Raw genomic sequence first — 16,366 nt, forward strand, 5'->3', positions numbered from 1 at the left:
CGTAAGTCCGCCACCGCCCACCGCCGTTCCCGCGTGTCAGGCCACGAACGTCCTCGGCGCCTCGGCCCCCGAGCTCGCGCCCGAGCGCACGAGCTCCGCGGCTGCGGCGAGCCGCAGCGCCGCCTCGTCCGCCACCCGGCCACCCACGGTGAACGGCAGTCGCACATAGCCCTCGAAGGCCCCGTCGACCCCGAACCGGGGGCCGGACGGCACACGCACTCCCACCCGCTCGCCCGCCACCGCCAGCCGTGAACCGGAGAGTCCGCCCGTACGCACCCACAGGGTGAGCCCGCCGCGCGGCACCCCGAACTCCCACTCCGGCAGCTCGCGGCGCAGCGCCCGTACGAGGTCGTCCCTGTTCTCCCGCGCCTGAGCGCGCCGGACCTCCACCGCCTGCTCCCAGCCGCCCGTCCGCATCAGCCAGTTGATGGCGAGCTGCTCCAGCACCGGCGTGCCCATGTCGGCGTAGGCGCGGGCCGCCACCAGACTGCGGATCACGTCCGGGGCCGCGCGTACCCAGCCGATCCGCATCCCGGCCCAGAACGCCTTGCTCGCGGAGCCGACGGTCAGGACGGTGCTGCCCGCCGGGTCGAAGGCGCAGACCCTGCGCGGCATCTCGACATCGTCGTCCAGGTAGAGCTCGTTCATGGTCTCGTCGACGACGAGGACCGTACCCGCCGAGCGTGCCGCGTCGACGAGTTCGCGCCGCTGCTGCTCGTCGGCGAGCGCCCCGGTCGGGTTGTGGAAGTCGGCGACCACGTACGCGAGGCGGGGCGCGGAGTCGCGCAGGACCTGGCGCCAGCGGTTCATGTCCCAGCCGCCGAGCCCCTCCTCCATCGCGACCGGCACCAGCCGGGCACCGGCCTCCCGCATCAGCTGGAGGATGTTGGCGTACGAGGGCGACTCGACCGCGATCCGTTCGCCGCGCCCCGCGAAGAGGTGACAGATCGCGTCGATGGCGCCCATCGCCCCGGTGGTGACCATGATCTGCTCGGGCATCGTCGCGATGCCGCGTTCGGTGTAGCGGGCGGCGATCATCTGCCGCAGAGCCGGCAGCCCCGCCGGGTAGTCGCCATGGGTGTGCGCGTAGGGCGGCAGTTCCTCAAGGGCGCCCTGCACCGCGCGGGTCAGCCAGGGTTCGGGCGCGGGCAGCGAGGCGCAGCCCAGGTCGATCATCGAGCCGAGCGACTCGGGGGGCAGCGGTTCGAGACCACGTGCGGGCAGCGGATTGCCCGCGGGCACCGCCGTCCAGCTGCCGGCGCCGCGGCGGGACTCCAGGAAGCCCTCGACGCGCAGCGCCTCGTAGGCGGCTGCGACGGTCGTGCGGCTGACGGTCAGGGCGAGCGCCAGCTCCCGTTCCGCGGGCAGGCGCGCGGCCACCGGGACCCGGCCTTCGAGGACGAGCAGCCGTACCCCGTCGGCGAGCGCACGGTAGGCGGGCTGCTTGCGGCTGCCGGGCCCGGCGGGCCGGGCCTGCTGAGCCTGAAGCTGCCGGGCGAGCTGCGCCGCACTGACCGTTGAAGTCCACTGCGCCATGGAAATCAGTCCACCTTCCTCGGATTGGCCATAGTTGGCAGCCAATCCCCCGCCACAGAGTGACACGTAGCAGTCCACTATCACCACACCAGGGGGCACTCTCTTGTCCGATACCACCGGCCGGCGCCGGACCCACGTGACCCGGCGGCTGATCCAGCTGTACGTGGGTCTGGCCCTGTACGGGGCGAGTGCGGCGCTCCTGGTCCGTGCCGAACTGGGCCTCGAACCGTGGGGCGTCCTGCACCAGGGCCTCACCGAGCTGACCGGTATCTCCATCGGTGTCGTCTCGATCATCGTCGGCGCGATCGTCCTGCTGCTGTGGATTCCGCTGCGGCAGCGTCCGGGGCTAGGCACCGTCTCCAATGTCTTCGTCGTCGGACTCGCGATGGACGGCACACTCGCCCTCGTACCGGAGTTCCACGGACTCGGCGCGCAGATCCCGGCGATGGCCGCCGGCATCGTGCTCAACGGTGTGGCGACGGGGCTCTACATCACCGCCCGGTTCGGGCCCGGCCCGCGCGACGGGCTGATGACCGGCCTCAACCGGGTCACCGGGCGATCCATCCGGCTGGTCCGCACGGCGATCGAGGTGGCCGTCGTGGTGACCGGATTCCTGCTCGGCGGCTCGCTGGGCATCGGCACGGTCCTGTACGCCCTGGCGATCGGCCCGCTCGCCCAGTTCTTCCTGCGCGTGTTCGCCGTCCCCGAGCCCGCCGACGTCACCACGGAGGTCGCCGCGCCGACACCCGGGGAGGCGATACTGCCGCAGTGACTCATGGACGCCACCCCTACCTGGACCATCCCTCCACGATTCCGTTCGCGCACCGCGGTGGAGCGGCGGACGGCATGGAGAACACCGCGGCCGCCTTCCGCCGGGCCGCGGACGCGGGCTACCGGTACTTCGAGACCGATGTCCACACCACGTCGGACGGCCGTCTCGTGGCCTTCCACGACACGACGCTCGACCGGGTGACGGATGCCAGGGGCCGGATATCCGAGCTGCCCTGGAGCGAGGTCCGCCGGGCACGCGTGGCGGGCCGCGAGCCCCTGCCGCTCTTCGAGGAGCTGCTGGAGGAGTTCCCGCACGCCCGGTGGAACGTCGACATCAAGGCGGAGCCCGCCCTCGTCCCCCTCATCGAGCTCATCCGCAGGACCGACGCCTGGGACCGGGTGTGCGTCGGCTCCTTCTCGGAGGCCCGGGTGGCGCGTGCGCACCGCCTGGCGGGCCCTCGCCTGGCGACCTCGTACGGCGTACGGGGCGTCCTGGGCCTGAGGCTGCGTTCGTACGGGATTCCGGCGGCGCTCCGGGCGGGCGCCGTGTGCGCGCAGGTCCCGGAGAGCCAGAACGGCATCCGGGTGGTGGACCGCGGTTTCGTCCGCACGGCGCACGCCCGGGGACTCCAGGTGCACGTCTGGACGGTCAACGACCCGGAACGGATGGCGGCGCTCCTCGACCTCGGGGTGGATGGCATCATGACCGATCACATCGAGACGCTGCGCACGGTGCTGAGCGAGCGGGGGGCCTGGGCCTGACGCCGGCCGTCCGCGTCTGCACGGGGACGAGCGAGGGGGCGCGGTGTGAGCACCGGTAGCGCGGGAACGGCCGATCCGGCGGAACGGCCCTCCGGGGCCGACGACCGCCGCCGCGAACAACGCGGCTGGTACTTCTACGACTTCGCCTGCTCCGTCTACTCGACGAGCGTCCTCACCGTGTTCCTCGGCCCCTATCTGACCTCGGTCGCCAAGGCCGCGTCCGATGCCGAGGGCTTCGTGCACCCGCTGGGCATCCCCGTACGGGCCGGCTCGCTGTTCGCGTACGCCGTGTCGGTCTCCGTGGTCGTGGCCGTCCTGGTGATGCCGCTGGCGGGCGCCGCCGCGGACCGTACGGGACGCAAGAAGCCCCTGCTGGCCGTCGCGGCGTACACGGGTGCGGCGGCCACGACCGGCATGTTCTTCCTGGACGGCGACCGCTATCTACTGGGCGCGTTCCTCCTGATCGTGGCCAACGCGTCGATCTCCGTGTCGATGGTCCTGTACAACTCCTACCTCCCCCAGATCGCGGAGCCCGACGAACGCGACGCGGTCTCCTCCCGGGGCTGGGCCTTCGGATACACCTCGGGCGCGCTCGTCCTCGTACTGAATCTGGTCCTCTACACCGGGCACGATTCCTTCGGGCTCTCCGAGTCCGAGGCGGTACGGATCTGCCTCGCGTCCGCCGGTGTCTGGTGGGGCGCCTTCACCGTCGTACCCCTGCGGCGGCTGCGCGACCGGAGCGTGCCGCCCGACGGCCGGGGCGCGGTCGGGTCCGGCTGGAAGCAGTTGATGGCGACCCTTCGCGATATGCGCCGGCACCCGCTGACCCTGTCGTTCCTGCTGGCCTACCTGGTCTACAACGACGGAATCCAGACGGTGATCTCGCAGGCTTCGCTGTACGGCTCCGAGGAGCTCGGCCTCGACCAGACCACGCTGATCACGGCGGTGCTCCTGGTTCAGGTGCTCGCGGTGGCGGGCGCCCTGGGGATGGGCCGACTCGCCCGGACGTACGGCGCGAAGCGCACGATCCTCGTCTCGCTGGTCGTCTGGACGCTGATCCTCCTCGCCGCGTACGTGCTTCCGGCGGGTGAACCGGTCTTCTTCTACTCCCTGGCTGCGGCGATCGGCCTGGTGCTCGGCGGCAGCCAGGCCCTGTCGCGTTCGCTCTTCTCCCACCTCGTACCGCGCGGCAAGGAGGCCGAGTACTTCTCCGCGTACGAGATGAGCGACAGGGGACTGAGCTGGCTGGGGCCATTGGTGTTCGGCCTCGCGTACCAGCTGACCGGCAGTTATCGGGATGCGCTGCTCTCGCTGTTGATCTTCTTCGCGCTCGGTACGGTACTGCTGGCCCGGGTGCCGGTGCGGGCGGCCGTGGCGGCGGCGGGCAACCCTGTTCCGGCCCGGATTTAGACGTTGAAGTGAAAGGCCGGTAGTGTACGCCTTTGGCCTGCCCGGAGGACCGTTACTGCGAGCGGAAGAAGCCAAACCGTTGAGTGACAACTTCTGCCAGATGTGACAAACCGGGCATTGGTGGGTACCTGAATCCCTGGACACCCATAACAAGCAGCGGGCACGACGGGCGACGCAGACCGGCAACGGGAATCTTTGCCGCCGACCGGACGTTGACCGGATGACGACGACAGCGACACATGTCCTGTGGGCGACAAGCCCGGGAGGCACGATTCATGAGTGAGCGAGCTCTCCGCGGCACGCGACTCGTGGTTACCAGCTACGAGACGGACCGCGGCATCGATCTGGCCCCGCGCCAGGCGGTGGAGTACGCATGCCAGAACGGACATCGATTTGAGATGCCGTTCTCGGTAGAGGCGGAAATTCCGCCGGAGTGGGAGTGCAAGGCGTGCGGCGCCATGGCACTCCTGGTGGACGGGGATGGCCCCGAGGAGAAGAAGGGCAAGCCTGCGCGTACGCACTGGGACATGCTCATGGAGCGGCGCACCCGCGAGGAGCTTGAAGAGGTGCTGGCCGAGAGGCTGGCGGTTCTGCGCTCCGGCGCCATGAACATTGCCGTGCACCCGCGGGACAGCAGGAAGTCTGCCTGACCGCGTACTGCCGCACAGATTCGAAGAGCCGCGGGCCGGGACACAGAAAATGTGTCCCGGCCCGCGGCTCTTTGTCTCTCCGCACTGAGGGTGTCAGGGAGTCAGCGGCGGCCGGGGACCCTCGTCGGGGCGGGGACGCGCCTGGGTGCCGTCCTCGCGGATGACCTCGCCCTGGACGACCTTTCCGTCCGGCCGGTGCATGCGAGCCTGCTGGAAGGCGTCCGAGAGGCTGCCGGGTGAAGCGGCCCGCATCCGGCTCTCGAGGGACCGCTCCGCGTAACGCCCGAGCGCGGTGCGGACCGGCGGCACCAGCAGGAGGAGGCCCGCAGCGTCCGAGATCAGGCCCGGGATCATCAGGAGCAGGCCGCCGAGCATCAGGAAGCCGTTGCCCTTGCGGCCGGCCGCGGGGGCGGGCGGGGCGGCGGAGGCGCCGCCAGGGCCGCCCGGCATCTGCTGGAGCGTCTCGGAGAGGTTGCGGAAGGCCCGGCGTCCGGCGCTCTTCATCACCACGGCGCCGAGCACGGCACCGGCCACCAGGATCAGCAGGACGACGAAGCCGCTCGTCGCCTCCGCGACCACGGTCAGCAGCCAGATCTCCAGGACCACCCAGGCGGCGAGAGCCAGGGGCAGGAATCTGCGGGCGCGTGAGCGCTGTGGACGTTTCGGGGGCGGTGTGCCGGTCGTCATGCCCCCAGTGTGCCCGTACAGGCGTGCAAACGGCGTAAGAGGGTGATCATGAGCCTCGCCGGGTGCGGACTCAGAGGGACTTGCGGCCCAGCACCTTGTTCGCCCGGCTGGTGATGCCCCAGCCGGTGACCCGCCACAGCGCCTCGACGAGGATGTCGCGGCTCATCTTGGAGTCGCCGATCTCGCGTTCCATGAAGGTGATCGGGACCTCGACGACGTGATAGCCCGCCTCGACGGAACGTCTCGCCAGGTCGACCTGGAAGCAGTAGCCCTGCGAGGCGACCTCGTCGAGTCCCAGGCCGGCCAGGGTCTCCGTACGGAAGGCGCGGTAGCCGCCGGTGACGTCCCGTACCGAGAGTCCGAGCAGCATCCGGGAGTAGAGGCTGCCGCCGCGTGAGATCACCTCGCGGTGCTTGGGCCAGTTGACGACCCGCCCGCCCGGGACCCAGCGCGAACCGAGGACCAGGTCGGCCCCCTTCAGGGCGGTGAGCAGCCGGGGCAGTTCCTCGGGCTGGTGCGAGCCGTCGGCGTCCATCTCGACCAGGACGCCGTAGCCGTTCTCGGTGCCCCAGCGGAAGCCGGCCAGGTAGGCGGCGCCGAGCCCTTCCTTGCCCTTGCGGTGCAGGACGTGGACGTTGTCGTCGCCCACCGCGAGCTCGTCGGCGACCTTGCCGGTGCCGTCGGGGCTGTTGTCGTCGGCGACCAGGATGTCGGCGTCCGGAACGGCGGCGCGCACCCGGCCAACGATCAGACCGATGTTCTCGGCCTCGTTGTAGGTCGGAATGATCACCAGGACTCTGCCGAGCGGGCCGTACTGCCGCTGACCGCCGTCGTTCACAACTGCCCCTTAAAGTCCGTACGCAGGTGTCCACCATATCCAGCGCCCAGGCGTGGGACGCCGACGCGGTCGAGGGGGGTCGCGAAGCCGGGTGGACAGAAGCACGGAACTACGGACAGAACTGCGGATCGGGGCCCGGCGTCCTTCGGGCCGACCTGGGACCCGCTGGCTGCGGGTCGACCGAAAGCCGTTGTCTACTGAACGTCCGGGCCCCACCCGGGTCGCACCCTCCGTCCGGCTGAAACCTTCCCTCGCCCCCGAGGCGCGGGCGCTGAACCTGGCTGTCAGTGGTGGTGCGCCGGTGCGGCACACCACCCCATGACCCAGCGGCGTTCGACGACTGCGTGGACGTTTAACCGGTCGGACGTCCTGTGGTGGACTCGCCGAACCTACCGGCCGGTGGGCGCGTTCTGTCAATAGACCCTTGACCTGCGACTTTCAACTAAACCGCCTGGTCAGTGACGAAGATCCGCAGGTCGCGGCAGAGTGGGTGCACCATCGGTCGGCGGTACGAAATGTCCGCACGTCACTCGTTCGGCCGTACGTAGACACTTTGTCCGAACACAACGGTGCGCAGACAGACCGGAAGTTCGGCGCCGGGAGTGAGATCGGGCAGGCCGGGGGTACCGGACCGGGGGTCGGTCGACCAGCGGGCGACCCGGTCGTCGGGGGCCTGGACAACCAGTTCTGACGTACGCCAGATCGCGTAGTCGGCAGGGGCGCCCGGCACCAGAACGCCGGCGTCGTCGCGGCCGACGGCGCGCCAGCCGCCGCGGGTGTGGGCCGTGAATCCGGCGCGTACGGAGATCCGGTGCTCGGGTGTCCGGTGGAACGCCGCGGCCCGCACGGTGCCCCACGGGTCGAGCGGGGTGACCGGGCTGTCCGAGCCGAAGGCGAGGGGCACGCCGGTGCGCAGGAGCGCCGCGTACGGGTTCAGGGTCCTGGCCCGCTCGACGCCCAGGCGCTGGGCGTACATGCCGTCCTCGCCGCCCCAGGCGGCGTCGAACGCGGGCTGGACGGACGCGGTCAGGCCCAGCTCGGCGAAGGCGGCGATGGTCTCCGGGGTGAGCATCTCGGCGTGTTCGACGCGGTGCCGTGCGGCGCGGACGCGGGCGAGCCCGAGGGCCTGGGACGCCGCCCGTACGCCCGCGACGACCGCGGCGACGGCCGCGTCGCCGATGGCGTGGAAACCGGCCTGGAGACCTGCCTCGGTGCAGGCCGTGACATGGGCGGCGATCTCGGCCGCGTCCAGGTGCGAGGTGCCGGTGTGCGGGGCGTCTGCGTACGGCTCGTGGAGGCAGGCGGTGTGGGAGCCGAGCGATCCGTCGACGAAGAGGTCGCCCGCCGCCCCGATCGCGCCGAGTTCGCGGATGCGGCGGGCGCCCTTCTCGTCGCTGATGCGCTCGGCCCAGTAGCCGTGCACCCTCGGTCCCGGCTCCTCGGCGGCGAGCGCGAGCAGGCCGGTGAAGTCGTCCTCGTCGGAGATGTCGGGTCCCGCGCACTCGTGGACCGTGCCGATGCCGAGCGAGGCGGCGTGCCGCAGGGCGGCGCGCTGGGCCCCCGTCCGCTGACGGGGCGACAGGGCGCCGTGCGCGGCGGAGCGCACGGCGTGGTGGGCGGCGCCGGTGAGCGGGGCGTCGGGGTGGTAGCCGGCGAGCTCCGTGACGCCGGGGACCAGGTCCAGGAGGGCGGTCGTGACGACCGCGGAGTGCACATCGATCCGGGGCAGGTAGACGGGCCTGCCGCCGGCCGCCGCGTCGAGCTCTCTGCGCGTGGGCGGGCGCTGCTCGGGCCAGCGCGTGGCGTCCCAGCCGTGGCCGAGGAGGACACGCTCTCCGGGGTGGGTGTTCACGAACGCGCGCACGAGGCCGAGCGCGTCGCTGAGGCCGCGGGCGCGGGAGAGGTCGAGTCCGGTCAGCGCGAGGCCGGTGGACGTCGTGTGGACGTGGGCGTCGGTGAACGCGGGGGTGACCAGGGCTCCGTCGAGGTCGATCACCTCGTCCACGCCGCTCGCGAAGGCGTCGGCCGCCCCTTCGGAGCCCACCCAGGCGACGTGCCCGCGTTCGACGACCATCGCGGTCGCGAACGGGTCGGCTGGGCTGTGGACGTCTCCACCGCGCAGCAGCACGGTGCGGTGGTCGCTCTGGGGGGCGGTGCTCTCGGTCATGGGACCAGTCTCGCGCCTGCCCGGAGCGCCGCGGTCCGCGGCCCCCCTGGGTCCGTACTAGATGTGCGGGGGACGCGCCTCGTACGGGGTGGAGAGGACGACGGTCGTGCGGGTGGACACGCCCGCGAGGGTGCGGATGCGGGTGAGCAGGTGCTCCAGTTCGAGGGGGGTCGCCACCCGCACCTTGAGGATGTAGTTCTCGTCGCCCGCGACGCTGTGGCACGCCTCCAGTTCCGGGACCTCGGCCAGCCGCTCCGAGATGTCGTCGGGTGCGCTGGGGTCGAACGGTTTCACCGAGATGAACGCGGTGAGGGGCAGGCCGACGGCCTCGGGGTCGACGACGGCGGCGTAGCCGCGGATCACCCCGCGCTGCTCCAGCCGGCGGACACGCTGATGAACCGCCGAGGTGGACAGGCCCGTGGCCTTGCCCAGGTCGGTGTAGCTCATCCGCCCGTCCTTGACGAGCAACTCCACAATCTGACGGTCCAGCTCCTCCATGCGGATCAACCTATGCCCCAGGCCCCTTCAGGCACAGCCGTCAGAGCCCCGGAACGGCACCTGCGGGGGGCATGTGACGAATGCCACAGGTTTACGGAGGGGTAGCGGACGGCCTCGCGGTTACGGCCGACGCGTGACGGGAAGTGCTTGCTGTGGCCGAGGCCACGGCGCCTTGTCGGCCCACCCGAGGGGGGAATTCCCATGCAGAGCCTGAAGCTCACCGGACGTACCGAACCGGAACCCGTTGATCCGGACGAGGACGGCGCGCTCGACGCGTACGACACATTCGAGATGTACCGGGTGATCTGCCCGGACTGCGCACAGCCGATCGCGCTGCTGGCTTACGAGGACCACCTGCCGGAGCACGCGCTGTGCCCGAGCCCGTGGAATCCGTTCGGTCTGACGGTCTGCGCGGGTACGGGCCGCTCCGCCGCCAAGGCGCGCCCTGCCGACGAGACGCTCGACGCGCAGGAGCAGGAGACGGCCCTACTGCTGACACTCCCCCAGGGTCTCGACTGGCGGATGCAGCCCTTCTCGCACAAGGGCGGTGTGGGTTCGCGCCCCCTGCGGGTCCCGCAGCAGCGGCGTCACGCCGCCTGACGTACCACGGTCGCGCGCACCACGACGGCTCGGCCGGCGTGGTGCCGACAGCAGCTCACCGGCCGGTCCCGCCACGGACCGGCACGGCGAAGAGCAAGGCGGGACGGCCCGGAGCTGCCCGTACACCTGACGAACTGGCGCTCGAACAGGCCCGGCAGTGACCCGTCCCCGGCTTCCGGCGTTGGCCCTGCATGACCATGCTGCAATCCACGGCCGGCCCAGGTCGACGCCGCCTTGTCGCTCCGACCCCCGAAGAATCGGTTCCGCAGCCAGGGCAGCAGGCGCAGCCGCGCCCGGCGCCCCAGCCCGTGCCGCAGCCCACGACCCAAGGAATGGGCAGACCTGGCCTGCCGCACTCGGCAGACCCGCCCATCTACCGGGCGATGCTGCGCCATTGGGAGAGCACGGGGCGGACTCTGCCCGGCCGCCACGACACCGAGTGGAACCGCATCATGACGACGCCCGTGTGGTCGGACCGCCCCGTTCGCGTCAGCGGGTCTCGGGGCCCGCGAGGTGACGGGCGATGACCATGCGCTGGATCTGATTGGTGCCTTCGACGATCTGGAGCACCTTGGCCTCGCGCATCAGGCGTTCGACGGGGAAGTCGAGCGTGTAGCCGTAGCCGCCGAGCACCTGGACCGCGTCCGTGGTCACCCGCATCGCCGCGTCCGTGCAGAACAGCTTCGCCATCGCCGCCTCCCGGGAGAACGGCCGGCCGGCGTCGCGCAGCCGGGCCGCCGCCAGGTAGAGCGACCTTCCGGCCTCGATCTGGGTGGCCATGTCGGCGAGCATGAACCGCAGGCCCTGGAAGTCGGCGATGGGACGGCCGAACTGGCGCCGCGCGGTGGCGTATTCGACCGCCTCCGTGAGGGCCGCCTGGGCCACACCGATGGCACAGGCCGCGATCCCCAGCCGCCCGGAGTCGAGCGCGGACAGGGCGATGGCGAAGCCCTGCCCCTCCTCGCCGATGCGACGGGCGTCGGGAATCCTGACGCCGTCGAAGTGCAGCTGGGCGGTGGGCGAGCCCTTCATGCCCATCTTCTTCTCGGGGAGGGCCGCGTTCAGCCCTTCGGCGTCACCCGGGACGAGGAAGGCCGTGATGCCGCGGGGGCCGTCGACGCCCGTGCGCGCCAGCACCGTGTAGAAGTCGGCGATACCGCCGTGGGTGATCCACGCCTTCGTACCCGTGAGGACCCAGTCATCGCCGTCTCGTACGGCCTTCGTACGCAGCGAGGCGGCATCGGAGCCCGACGCCGGCTCGGAGAGGCAGTAGGCGCCCAGCAGGCCGCCGGAGAGCATCGCCGGAAGATGCGCGGCCTGCTGCTCCTTGGTGCCGTATCCGGCGAGTGCGTGGCAGGCCAGCGAGTGGACGCTGACGCCGAGGCCGACGGTGAGCCGGGCGGCGGCGAGCTCTTCCAGGACCTGGAGGTACACCTCGTACGGCTGGTCACCGCCGCCGTGTTCGGAGTCGTAGGGCAGGCCGAGCAGTCCGGACTCGGAGAGCAGGGTGAAGACCTCGCGCGGGAACAGGCCCGCTTCCTCCTCCTCGGCCGCGCGGGGCGCGATCTCCCTGGACACGATGTCGCGGACGAGTGCGACAAGCTGCCGGGACTCCTCGGTGGGCAGGCTGCGTTCCACCAGCTGCGGGGCACGGTCGGACATGACAGCGCTCTCCTCCCTGTCGGGCGTAGCGGCGGTCGCACGCGCGGGGTAGGAGCGGCGCCGCCGGGTGATCCCGGGCATCGCCCGGAAAGTGACTCCCCAACCGATCCTGCCCTCTCGGATCACAAGAGGCGCCGGTCAGCGGCTGTGGCGGCTTGAGTATGCCCGATCGGAGCGCTTCCGTCACGGGGCGCCCGGCGCGTGAGGCGGTCCCTGAAAGGGTCCGGGCCATTGGGCCGGGCGGGGTGGGGCGGTGAGTCCGGTGGACTCGCCACCCCACCCGTTCCGTCAGAGAATGGCCAGCTCCTTCAGGACCCGGCTCTGCGCCGCCGTCGGAGCGGCGGGGAAGTAGACGTAGCAGACGCCTCCCGTGCCTCCCCTGACCTTGCCGGTGGCGTCGTAGCGCTTGGTGCGGAGCCAGATGTTCTCCCACTCGCGCCGCCGGTAGACGCGGCGTACCGCCTCGTTGGACGGCGACGCCGGGTCGTTCGCGATCACGTCGCCGGCGGCGGTGAAGCCGATCACCGTCATCAGATGGCCCGAGGTCCCGTAGCCGGCGCCGGTCAGCTCCTCCTTGATGAAGGACTGGGACGTTATGACCGGGATACCGGCACCGACCAGCTTCTCCAGGTCCGTGAGCGAGCCGAGCCGGGTGACCACCGCGCTCATGTCCTTGTACGTGGCGGCGTACGCGGCGTTGAAGGGCCAGTTGCCGCAGCCTTCGTACTGGTAGTCGAACGTGTACCGGGCGGCGTGGCAGACCTGCGGATCGGCGATCTCCGGCCTGACCCAGGCCAGATCCTCCGCCGTGGGCCTGCGCCCCCAGTACTCGATGATCATCTGCGAGGACGTGGGGCTGCACCACGCCTCGCCCCCGTTGTCGTACTCGGGGTACTCCCCCACGTGCACGTTCTGCGAGTAGCGCGGCACCTGGAGCTCGCGGGCGAGCCCGGGTGCGGTGGCGGGGACGGTGAAACGGTCCGGGACGTCCGATGCCATCGCGCCGAGCCGCCACACCGTGGGGGTGAGGGCGGTCCCCGGTGTCCGGTGGAGTGTGAGCCGCAGCCGGTACGAGAGGAGACGGAGCCCGCTCGCCGCGTCGTCCACGGAGAACGTGTCGGTCCAGATGGAGCTCTTGCCGTCGCCCTGGTCGTCGACGGAGGTACGGCGGATGTCGCCGTCGCCCGCGGCCCAGCGGCCCATCACGTACCAAGGGGTGTCGGTGCCGTCGGAGTAGCTGCCGAGCATGTCGATCTGGATCCAGGTGCCCTCGGGGGCATCGGCGTTCCAGGAGGCGATCACCTCGGTGGCCGGGACACCGGAGCGGTGGACCGGTGAGGTCCACGTGGCGTACTCCCAGGAGCTGGTCGTACCGGTGTGCGGGTCGGTGTAGTCCCTGCGCCCGGTGGGGGCGGAGATCACAAGACCGGGCCGGCGGCCCGCGACCACGCGGGTGCCCGCTCCCGAGCCGCAGCGCCAGTCGGTGTACGAATTCCAGAAGTGGTTGTCCACCAGCGAGGCCGCCGCCGCGGGAGCGGCGGAGCCGGGTACCGCGGCCGTCGCGGGGCCGGCGGATGCCACCGCGCCACCACCTGCCGCTGCCGCCAGCGCGGCGGTCAGCACGGTCCTGCGCGAAGTCGGTCTGGTCATGGATGAGACCCCCGATTGTGAGCGGAATGGGGCTGCGGGTGCCGATCAGTGGGCCAACTATTGCGGGTCGCGGCACCGTTCGGCCAGAGATTCGGCTCGCGCCGCCGGACCAATATTGGTCTGGTCCACTGGCGTGACCTGCGGCTGCCTCGACCGTGCTCGTAGGCTGGGCGGATGAACGACCTCGCTGAGCACGCCCGCGGCCTGCGGGCCCTGCCCCCGTCCTGCGGCCCGGTGCGGCTGCTCGCGATCGACGGGCACGCCGGTTCGGGCAAGAGCACCTTCGCGGCCCGGCTCTCGGTGGCGCTCGGCGACGCGCCCGTACTGCACCTGGACGACCTGGCGACGCACGAGGAGCTCTTCGCCTGGACGGACAGGCTGCGCGAGCAGGTCCTCGTCCCCCTCTCGCACGGCGAGCCCGCGCGCTACGCGCCGTACGACTGGACGCTGCGGCGTTTCGGCCCCGCCCGGACGCTGGAGCCCGCGCCGCTGGTGCTGCTGGAGGGGGTGGGCTCGGGGCGGCGGGAGGTACGGCCGCTGCTCGCGGGGCTGCTGTGGATGGAGTTGGCGAGCGGCCCGTCCTGGGAACGCGGCCGGCACCGCGACGGGCCCGCGCTCGGGGAGTTCTGGGACGGCTGGACGGCCGCCGAGGAGCGGCATTTCGCCGACGATCCCTCGCGGCCTTTCGCCGATGCCCTGATACGGCAGTTGCCAGTGGGGTACGAGTGGTCGAAGGGACCCCGCGCATCCACAGGGGCGAGCCGATGCGTCACTCTCGGTGAAGGCGTGACGCCGCCATACTGAGCAGTCGGAAATCGGCCCGGAAGTGCCTCAACTCGGCTTGACCGACGGGCCGTACAGGTCTTACGTTCTCAATGTGCGGCTTTTCGGAGCCCCCGCAGACGCGAAGCCCCCGGTTGTTCCCCCGTGATCGGGGGCTTCGTTCTGCGCTCGCAACCCCACCCGCACGCCCCAGCAGGACCTTTTCGCTTACCCACGGTCACGGCTACACCCTCGGCCACACCCTTAGCCGCACCCTGCCTTCGCGGGTACGATGCACTGCGGTGCGGTCAATTCCCGTCCCCGGCACAGTGATTCGGCGTGCCCAGGTGGGCATGCTGTGCGGGCGGGACATCCTGGGGCACGGCTTGTGGGGGACCTTGATGGACATCGGCACGCAGGGCGCTCAGGCCCCCGCCGACCTCGCCTGGCTGCGCGGCGTGGACGCCTACACGATGGGCGCGTACCCGCAGGCCGAGGAGGAGTTCAGAACCGCGGTGCGCTTCGATCCCGGCATGGCGGACGGCTGGCTCGGCCTCCATGCCCTGCGGGTCGACACGACCACGGCTCTGCTGCGCATGTACCGGCACCGCGAGCGCTTCGGCGAACAGCGCGCCCGTCACCGCCGCACGCTCAACTCCTGGTACTGGCTGGGCTGGTGGGTGCAGCCCGTGCTGGAGAGCCCGCGCGATCTGCTGCTCGCGCACGCCTCCCACTGGCTCGACGGCCGCCACGTGCCGGAGCTGGACCGGGCACTGGCCGGACTGCCGCCGGTCGACGCGGACCCGCAGGTGCGGTTCCTGCACGCCTGCCGCTCGTATCTGGTCAAGGACTGGGAGCAGCTCGTACGCAACACCGAGCAGCTCGTCGAGGACCCGCTGCTCGGCATCGAGGCGGGGCTGTTCGGGGGCATGGCCAGGGTGCGTCTGGAGATGTACGGGCAGGCCGAACCGCTGCTCTCCGCCGCCCTGATGCGCTGCCGCAGCGAGCAGCCGCAGCGCAAGGAGCTGCGCTACTGGCTGGCGAGGGCCCACGAGGGCACGGGCCGCAGCGCGGCGGCCCTGCCGCTCTACCGTGCGGTGCACAGGGTGGACCCGGCGTTCATGGACACCTCGGCCCGGCTCGCGGCGATCTCCGAGGGCGACGGGTACGACGATTCGGCCGATCTGGCCTCCGTGGCCCTGACGGGCTTCGGCTCCGACGGTCTGGGCACGGAGACCCAGATCGACGGCGACGCGCTGCTGGGCACCGATCTGGTGGACGGCCGGGAGCCGTGGCTCGGCGGCGAACCGCAGGGCCTGGCGGGGATCGTCGCGCCGCCGCCGGCCGACGGGGTGCGGGAGAAGTCGCCGGTGGGCGGCCGGCCGGGCCCCCCGGTCTTCCCGGCGGGGCCGAGTGACCCGGCGCTGCTCGCCGAGGCGCTGGCGGAGCTGGAAAGGATGGTCGGCCTCGAACCCGTGAAGCGGCAGGTCAAGGCCCTGTCCGCCCAGCTGAACATGGCCCGCCTGCGCGCCGAGCAAGGCCTGCCCGTCCAGCCGCCGAAACGGCACTTCGTCTTCTCGGGCCCTTCGGGCACCGGCAAGACGACGGTCGCCCGCATTCTGGGCCGCGTCTTCTACGCGCTGGGCCTGCTCGGCGGCGACCATCTGGTGGAGGCCCAACGGTCCGATCTGGTGGGCGAGTTCCTCGGCCAGACGGCGGTCAAGGCGAACGAGCTGATCGATTCGGCACTCGGCGGGGTGCTCTTCGTCGACGAGGCGTACAGCCTCTCCAACTCCGGTTACAGCAAGGGTGACGCGTACGGGGACGAGGCCCTTCAGGTCCTCCTCAAGCGCGCCGAGGACAACCGGGACCATCTCGTGGTGATCCTCGCGGGGTACCCGGAGGGCATGGACAGGCTGCTCGCCACGAACCCAGGACTCTCCTCGCGCTTCACGAGCCGCGTCGACTTCCCGAGCTACCGGCCGCTGGAACTGACGTCGATCGGCGGGGTGCTGGCCACGGAGAACGGGGACGCCTGGGACGAGGAGTCCCTGGAGGAGCTGCGCAGCATCAGCGGGCACGTCGTGGACCAGGGGTGGATCGACGAACTGGGCAACGGCCGGTTCCTGCGCACGCTGTACGAGAAGAGCTGCGCGTACCGTGATCTGCGGCTTTCGGGGTACGCGGCGGTGCCCACCCGGGACGATCTGGCCACCTTGCGGCTGCCGGACCTGATGCAGGCGTACGGCGAGGTGCTGTCCGGCCGCGGACCGGTGAACCGGGGGCCGCAGGAGCCGGGCGCGGTGTAACGGGGCTGATGGTCTCGTTCGCCGGACGGGCTGATTCTGCCCGCCCGGCGAACGAGGTTCACCG

14 protein-coding genes are annotated in these 16,366 nt (G+C 71.3%); 7 read left to right on the top strand and 7 right to left on the bottom strand.

Annotated features, from left to right (window positions below; all coding sequences use genetic code 11):
- Positions 1–36: 36 nt before the first annotated feature.
- The gene (locus tag ACWGO0_RS34295) at positions 37–1,536 is read right to left on the bottom strand and encodes an SCO1417 family MocR-like transcription factor (RefSeq protein WP_453543878.1); all 1,500 of its coding nucleotides are present in this window, start codon (positions 1,534–1,536) and stop codon (positions 37–39) included.
- Positions 1,537–1,639: 103 nt separating this feature from the next.
- Between ACWGO0_RS34295 and yczE the strand changes: the two genes are divergently transcribed.
- The 4 genes from yczE (at position 1,640) to ACWGO0_RS34315 (ending at position 5,129) form a co-directional block, all read left to right on the top strand.
- Complete coding sequence (gene yczE / locus ACWGO0_RS34300) at positions 1,640–2,308, top strand: membrane protein YczE (protein WP_453543880.1); 669 nt, start codon at positions 1,640–1,642, stop codon at positions 2,306–2,308.
- A complete protein-coding gene (locus ACWGO0_RS34305; protein ID WP_453543882.1) occupies positions 2,305–3,069 on the top strand; it encodes a glycerophosphodiester phosphodiesterase family protein in 765 nt (254 codons plus the stop codon). The genes yczE and ACWGO0_RS34305 overlap by 4 nt, the downstream gene beginning before the upstream one ends.
- A gap of 45 nt (positions 3,070–3,114) precedes the next feature.
- Positions 3,115–4,479, top strand: a complete 1,365-nt coding sequence (locus ACWGO0_RS34310; RefSeq protein ID WP_453543884.1) for an MFS transporter — start codon at positions 3,115–3,117, stop codon at positions 4,477–4,479.
- Between the two features lie 275 nt (positions 4,480–4,754).
- The gene (locus tag ACWGO0_RS34315; protein WP_007262928.1) at positions 4,755–5,129 is read left to right on the top strand and encodes an RNA polymerase-binding protein RbpA; all 375 of its coding nucleotides are present in this window, start codon (positions 4,755–4,757) and stop codon (positions 5,127–5,129) included.
- Between the two features lie 93 nt (positions 5,130–5,222).
- On the opposite strand, the gene fxsA is transcribed toward ACWGO0_RS34315, so the two are convergent.
- The 4 genes from fxsA to ACWGO0_RS34335 all read right to left on the bottom strand — a co-directional run bounded on the left by fxsA (position 5,223) and on the right by ACWGO0_RS34335 (position 9,319).
- Positions 5,223–5,816: an FxsA family membrane protein gene (gene fxsA / locus ACWGO0_RS34320; protein ID WP_453543886.1), complete on the bottom strand. Its 594-nt coding sequence runs from the start codon at positions 5,814–5,816 to the stop codon at positions 5,223–5,225.
- A gap of 70 nt (positions 5,817–5,886) precedes the next feature.
- The gene (locus ACWGO0_RS34325) at positions 5,887–6,654 is read right to left on the bottom strand and encodes a polyprenol monophosphomannose synthase (protein ID WP_453543888.1); all 768 of its coding nucleotides are present in this window, start codon (positions 6,652–6,654) and stop codon (positions 5,887–5,889) included.
- A gap of 526 nt (positions 6,655–7,180) precedes the next feature.
- A complete protein-coding gene (locus tag ACWGO0_RS34330) occupies positions 7,181–8,821 on the bottom strand; it encodes an amidohydrolase (protein WP_453543890.1) in 1,641 nt (546 codons plus the stop codon).
- A gap of 57 nt (positions 8,822–8,878) precedes the next feature.
- Positions 8,879–9,319 (bottom strand): Lrp/AsnC family transcriptional regulator, encoded by a 441-nt coding sequence (locus ACWGO0_RS34335; RefSeq protein ID WP_382728599.1) that lies wholly within the window; start codon positions 9,317–9,319, stop codon positions 8,879–8,881.
- A gap of 201 nt (positions 9,320–9,520) precedes the next feature.
- Here ACWGO0_RS34335 and ACWGO0_RS34340 point away from each other — a divergent pair, with 201 nt between their 5' ends.
- Positions 9,521–9,919: a hypothetical protein gene (locus tag ACWGO0_RS34340; RefSeq protein WP_453543892.1), complete on the top strand. Its 399-nt coding sequence runs from the start codon at positions 9,521–9,523 to the stop codon at positions 9,917–9,919.
- Between the two features lie 489 nt (positions 9,920–10,408).
- Here the strand turns inward: ACWGO0_RS34340 and ACWGO0_RS34345 are convergent, their stop codons facing one another.
- Positions 10,409–11,581, bottom strand: coding sequence for an acyl-CoA dehydrogenase family protein (locus tag ACWGO0_RS34345; protein ID WP_453543894.1), 1,173 nt, complete (start codon positions 11,579–11,581; stop codon positions 10,409–10,411).
- A gap of 288 nt (positions 11,582–11,869) precedes the next feature.
- A complete protein-coding gene (locus tag ACWGO0_RS34350) occupies positions 11,870–13,231 on the bottom strand; it encodes a peptidase C39 family protein (RefSeq protein WP_453543896.1) in 1,362 nt (453 codons plus the stop codon).
- 174 nt (positions 13,232–13,405) lie between these two features.
- Here ACWGO0_RS34350 and ACWGO0_RS34355 point away from each other — a divergent pair, with 174 nt between their 5' ends.
- Both ACWGO0_RS34355 and ACWGO0_RS34360 read left to right on the top strand, forming a co-directional pair.
- Positions 13,406–14,035: a uridine kinase family protein gene (locus ACWGO0_RS34355; RefSeq protein ID WP_453543898.1), complete on the top strand. Its 630-nt coding sequence runs from the start codon at positions 13,406–13,408 to the stop codon at positions 14,033–14,035.
- Positions 14,036–14,394: 359 nt separating this feature from the next.
- Positions 14,395–16,302 carry an AAA family ATPase gene (locus ACWGO0_RS34360; RefSeq protein WP_453543900.1) on the top strand — a complete coding sequence of 636 codons (1,908 nt, stop codon included), beginning with the start codon at positions 14,395–14,397 and terminating at the stop codon, positions 16,300–16,302.
- Positions 16,303–16,366: the final 64 nt, after the last annotated feature.

Source organism: Streptomyces sp. NPDC055749, from assembly GCF_053617235.1.

Bases quoted from the DNA above. Each gene is read 5' to 3' on its own strand.
- ACWGO0_RS34295 (WP_453543878.1), bottom strand. From the start codon at position 1,536: ATGGCGCAGTGGACTTCAACGGTCAGTGCGGCGCAGCTCGCCCGGCAG.
- ACWGO0_RS34315 (WP_007262928.1), top strand. From the start codon at position 4,755: ATGAGTGAGCGAGCTCTCCGCGGCACGCGACTCGTGGTTACCAGCTAC.
- fxsA (WP_453543886.1), bottom strand. From the start codon at position 5,816: ATGACGACCGGCACACCGCCCCCGAAACGTCCACAGCGCTCACGCGCC.
- ACWGO0_RS34330 (WP_453543890.1), bottom strand. From the start codon at position 8,821: ATGACCGAGAGCACCGCCCCCCAGAGCGACCACCGCACCGTGCTGCTG.
- ACWGO0_RS34335 (WP_382728599.1), bottom strand. From the start codon at position 9,319: ATGGAGGAGCTGGACCGTCAGATTGTGGAGTTGCTCGTCAAGGACGGG.
- ACWGO0_RS34340 (WP_453543892.1), top strand. From the start codon at position 9,521: ATGCAGAGCCTGAAGCTCACCGGACGTACCGAACCGGAACCCGTTGAT.
- ACWGO0_RS34345 (WP_453543894.1), bottom strand. From the start codon at position 11,581: ATGTCCGACCGTGCCCCGCAGCTGGTGGAACGCAGCCTGCCCACCGAG.
- ACWGO0_RS34350 (WP_453543896.1), bottom strand. From the start codon at position 13,231: ATGACCAGACCGACTTCGCGCAGGACCGTGCTGACCGCCGCGCTGGCG.
- ACWGO0_RS34355 (WP_453543898.1), top strand. From the start codon at position 13,406: ATGAACGACCTCGCTGAGCACGCCCGCGGCCTGCGGGCCCTGCCCCCG.
- ACWGO0_RS34360 (WP_453543900.1), top strand. From the start codon at position 14,395: ATGGACATCGGCACGCAGGGCGCTCAGGCCCCCGCCGACCTCGCCTGG.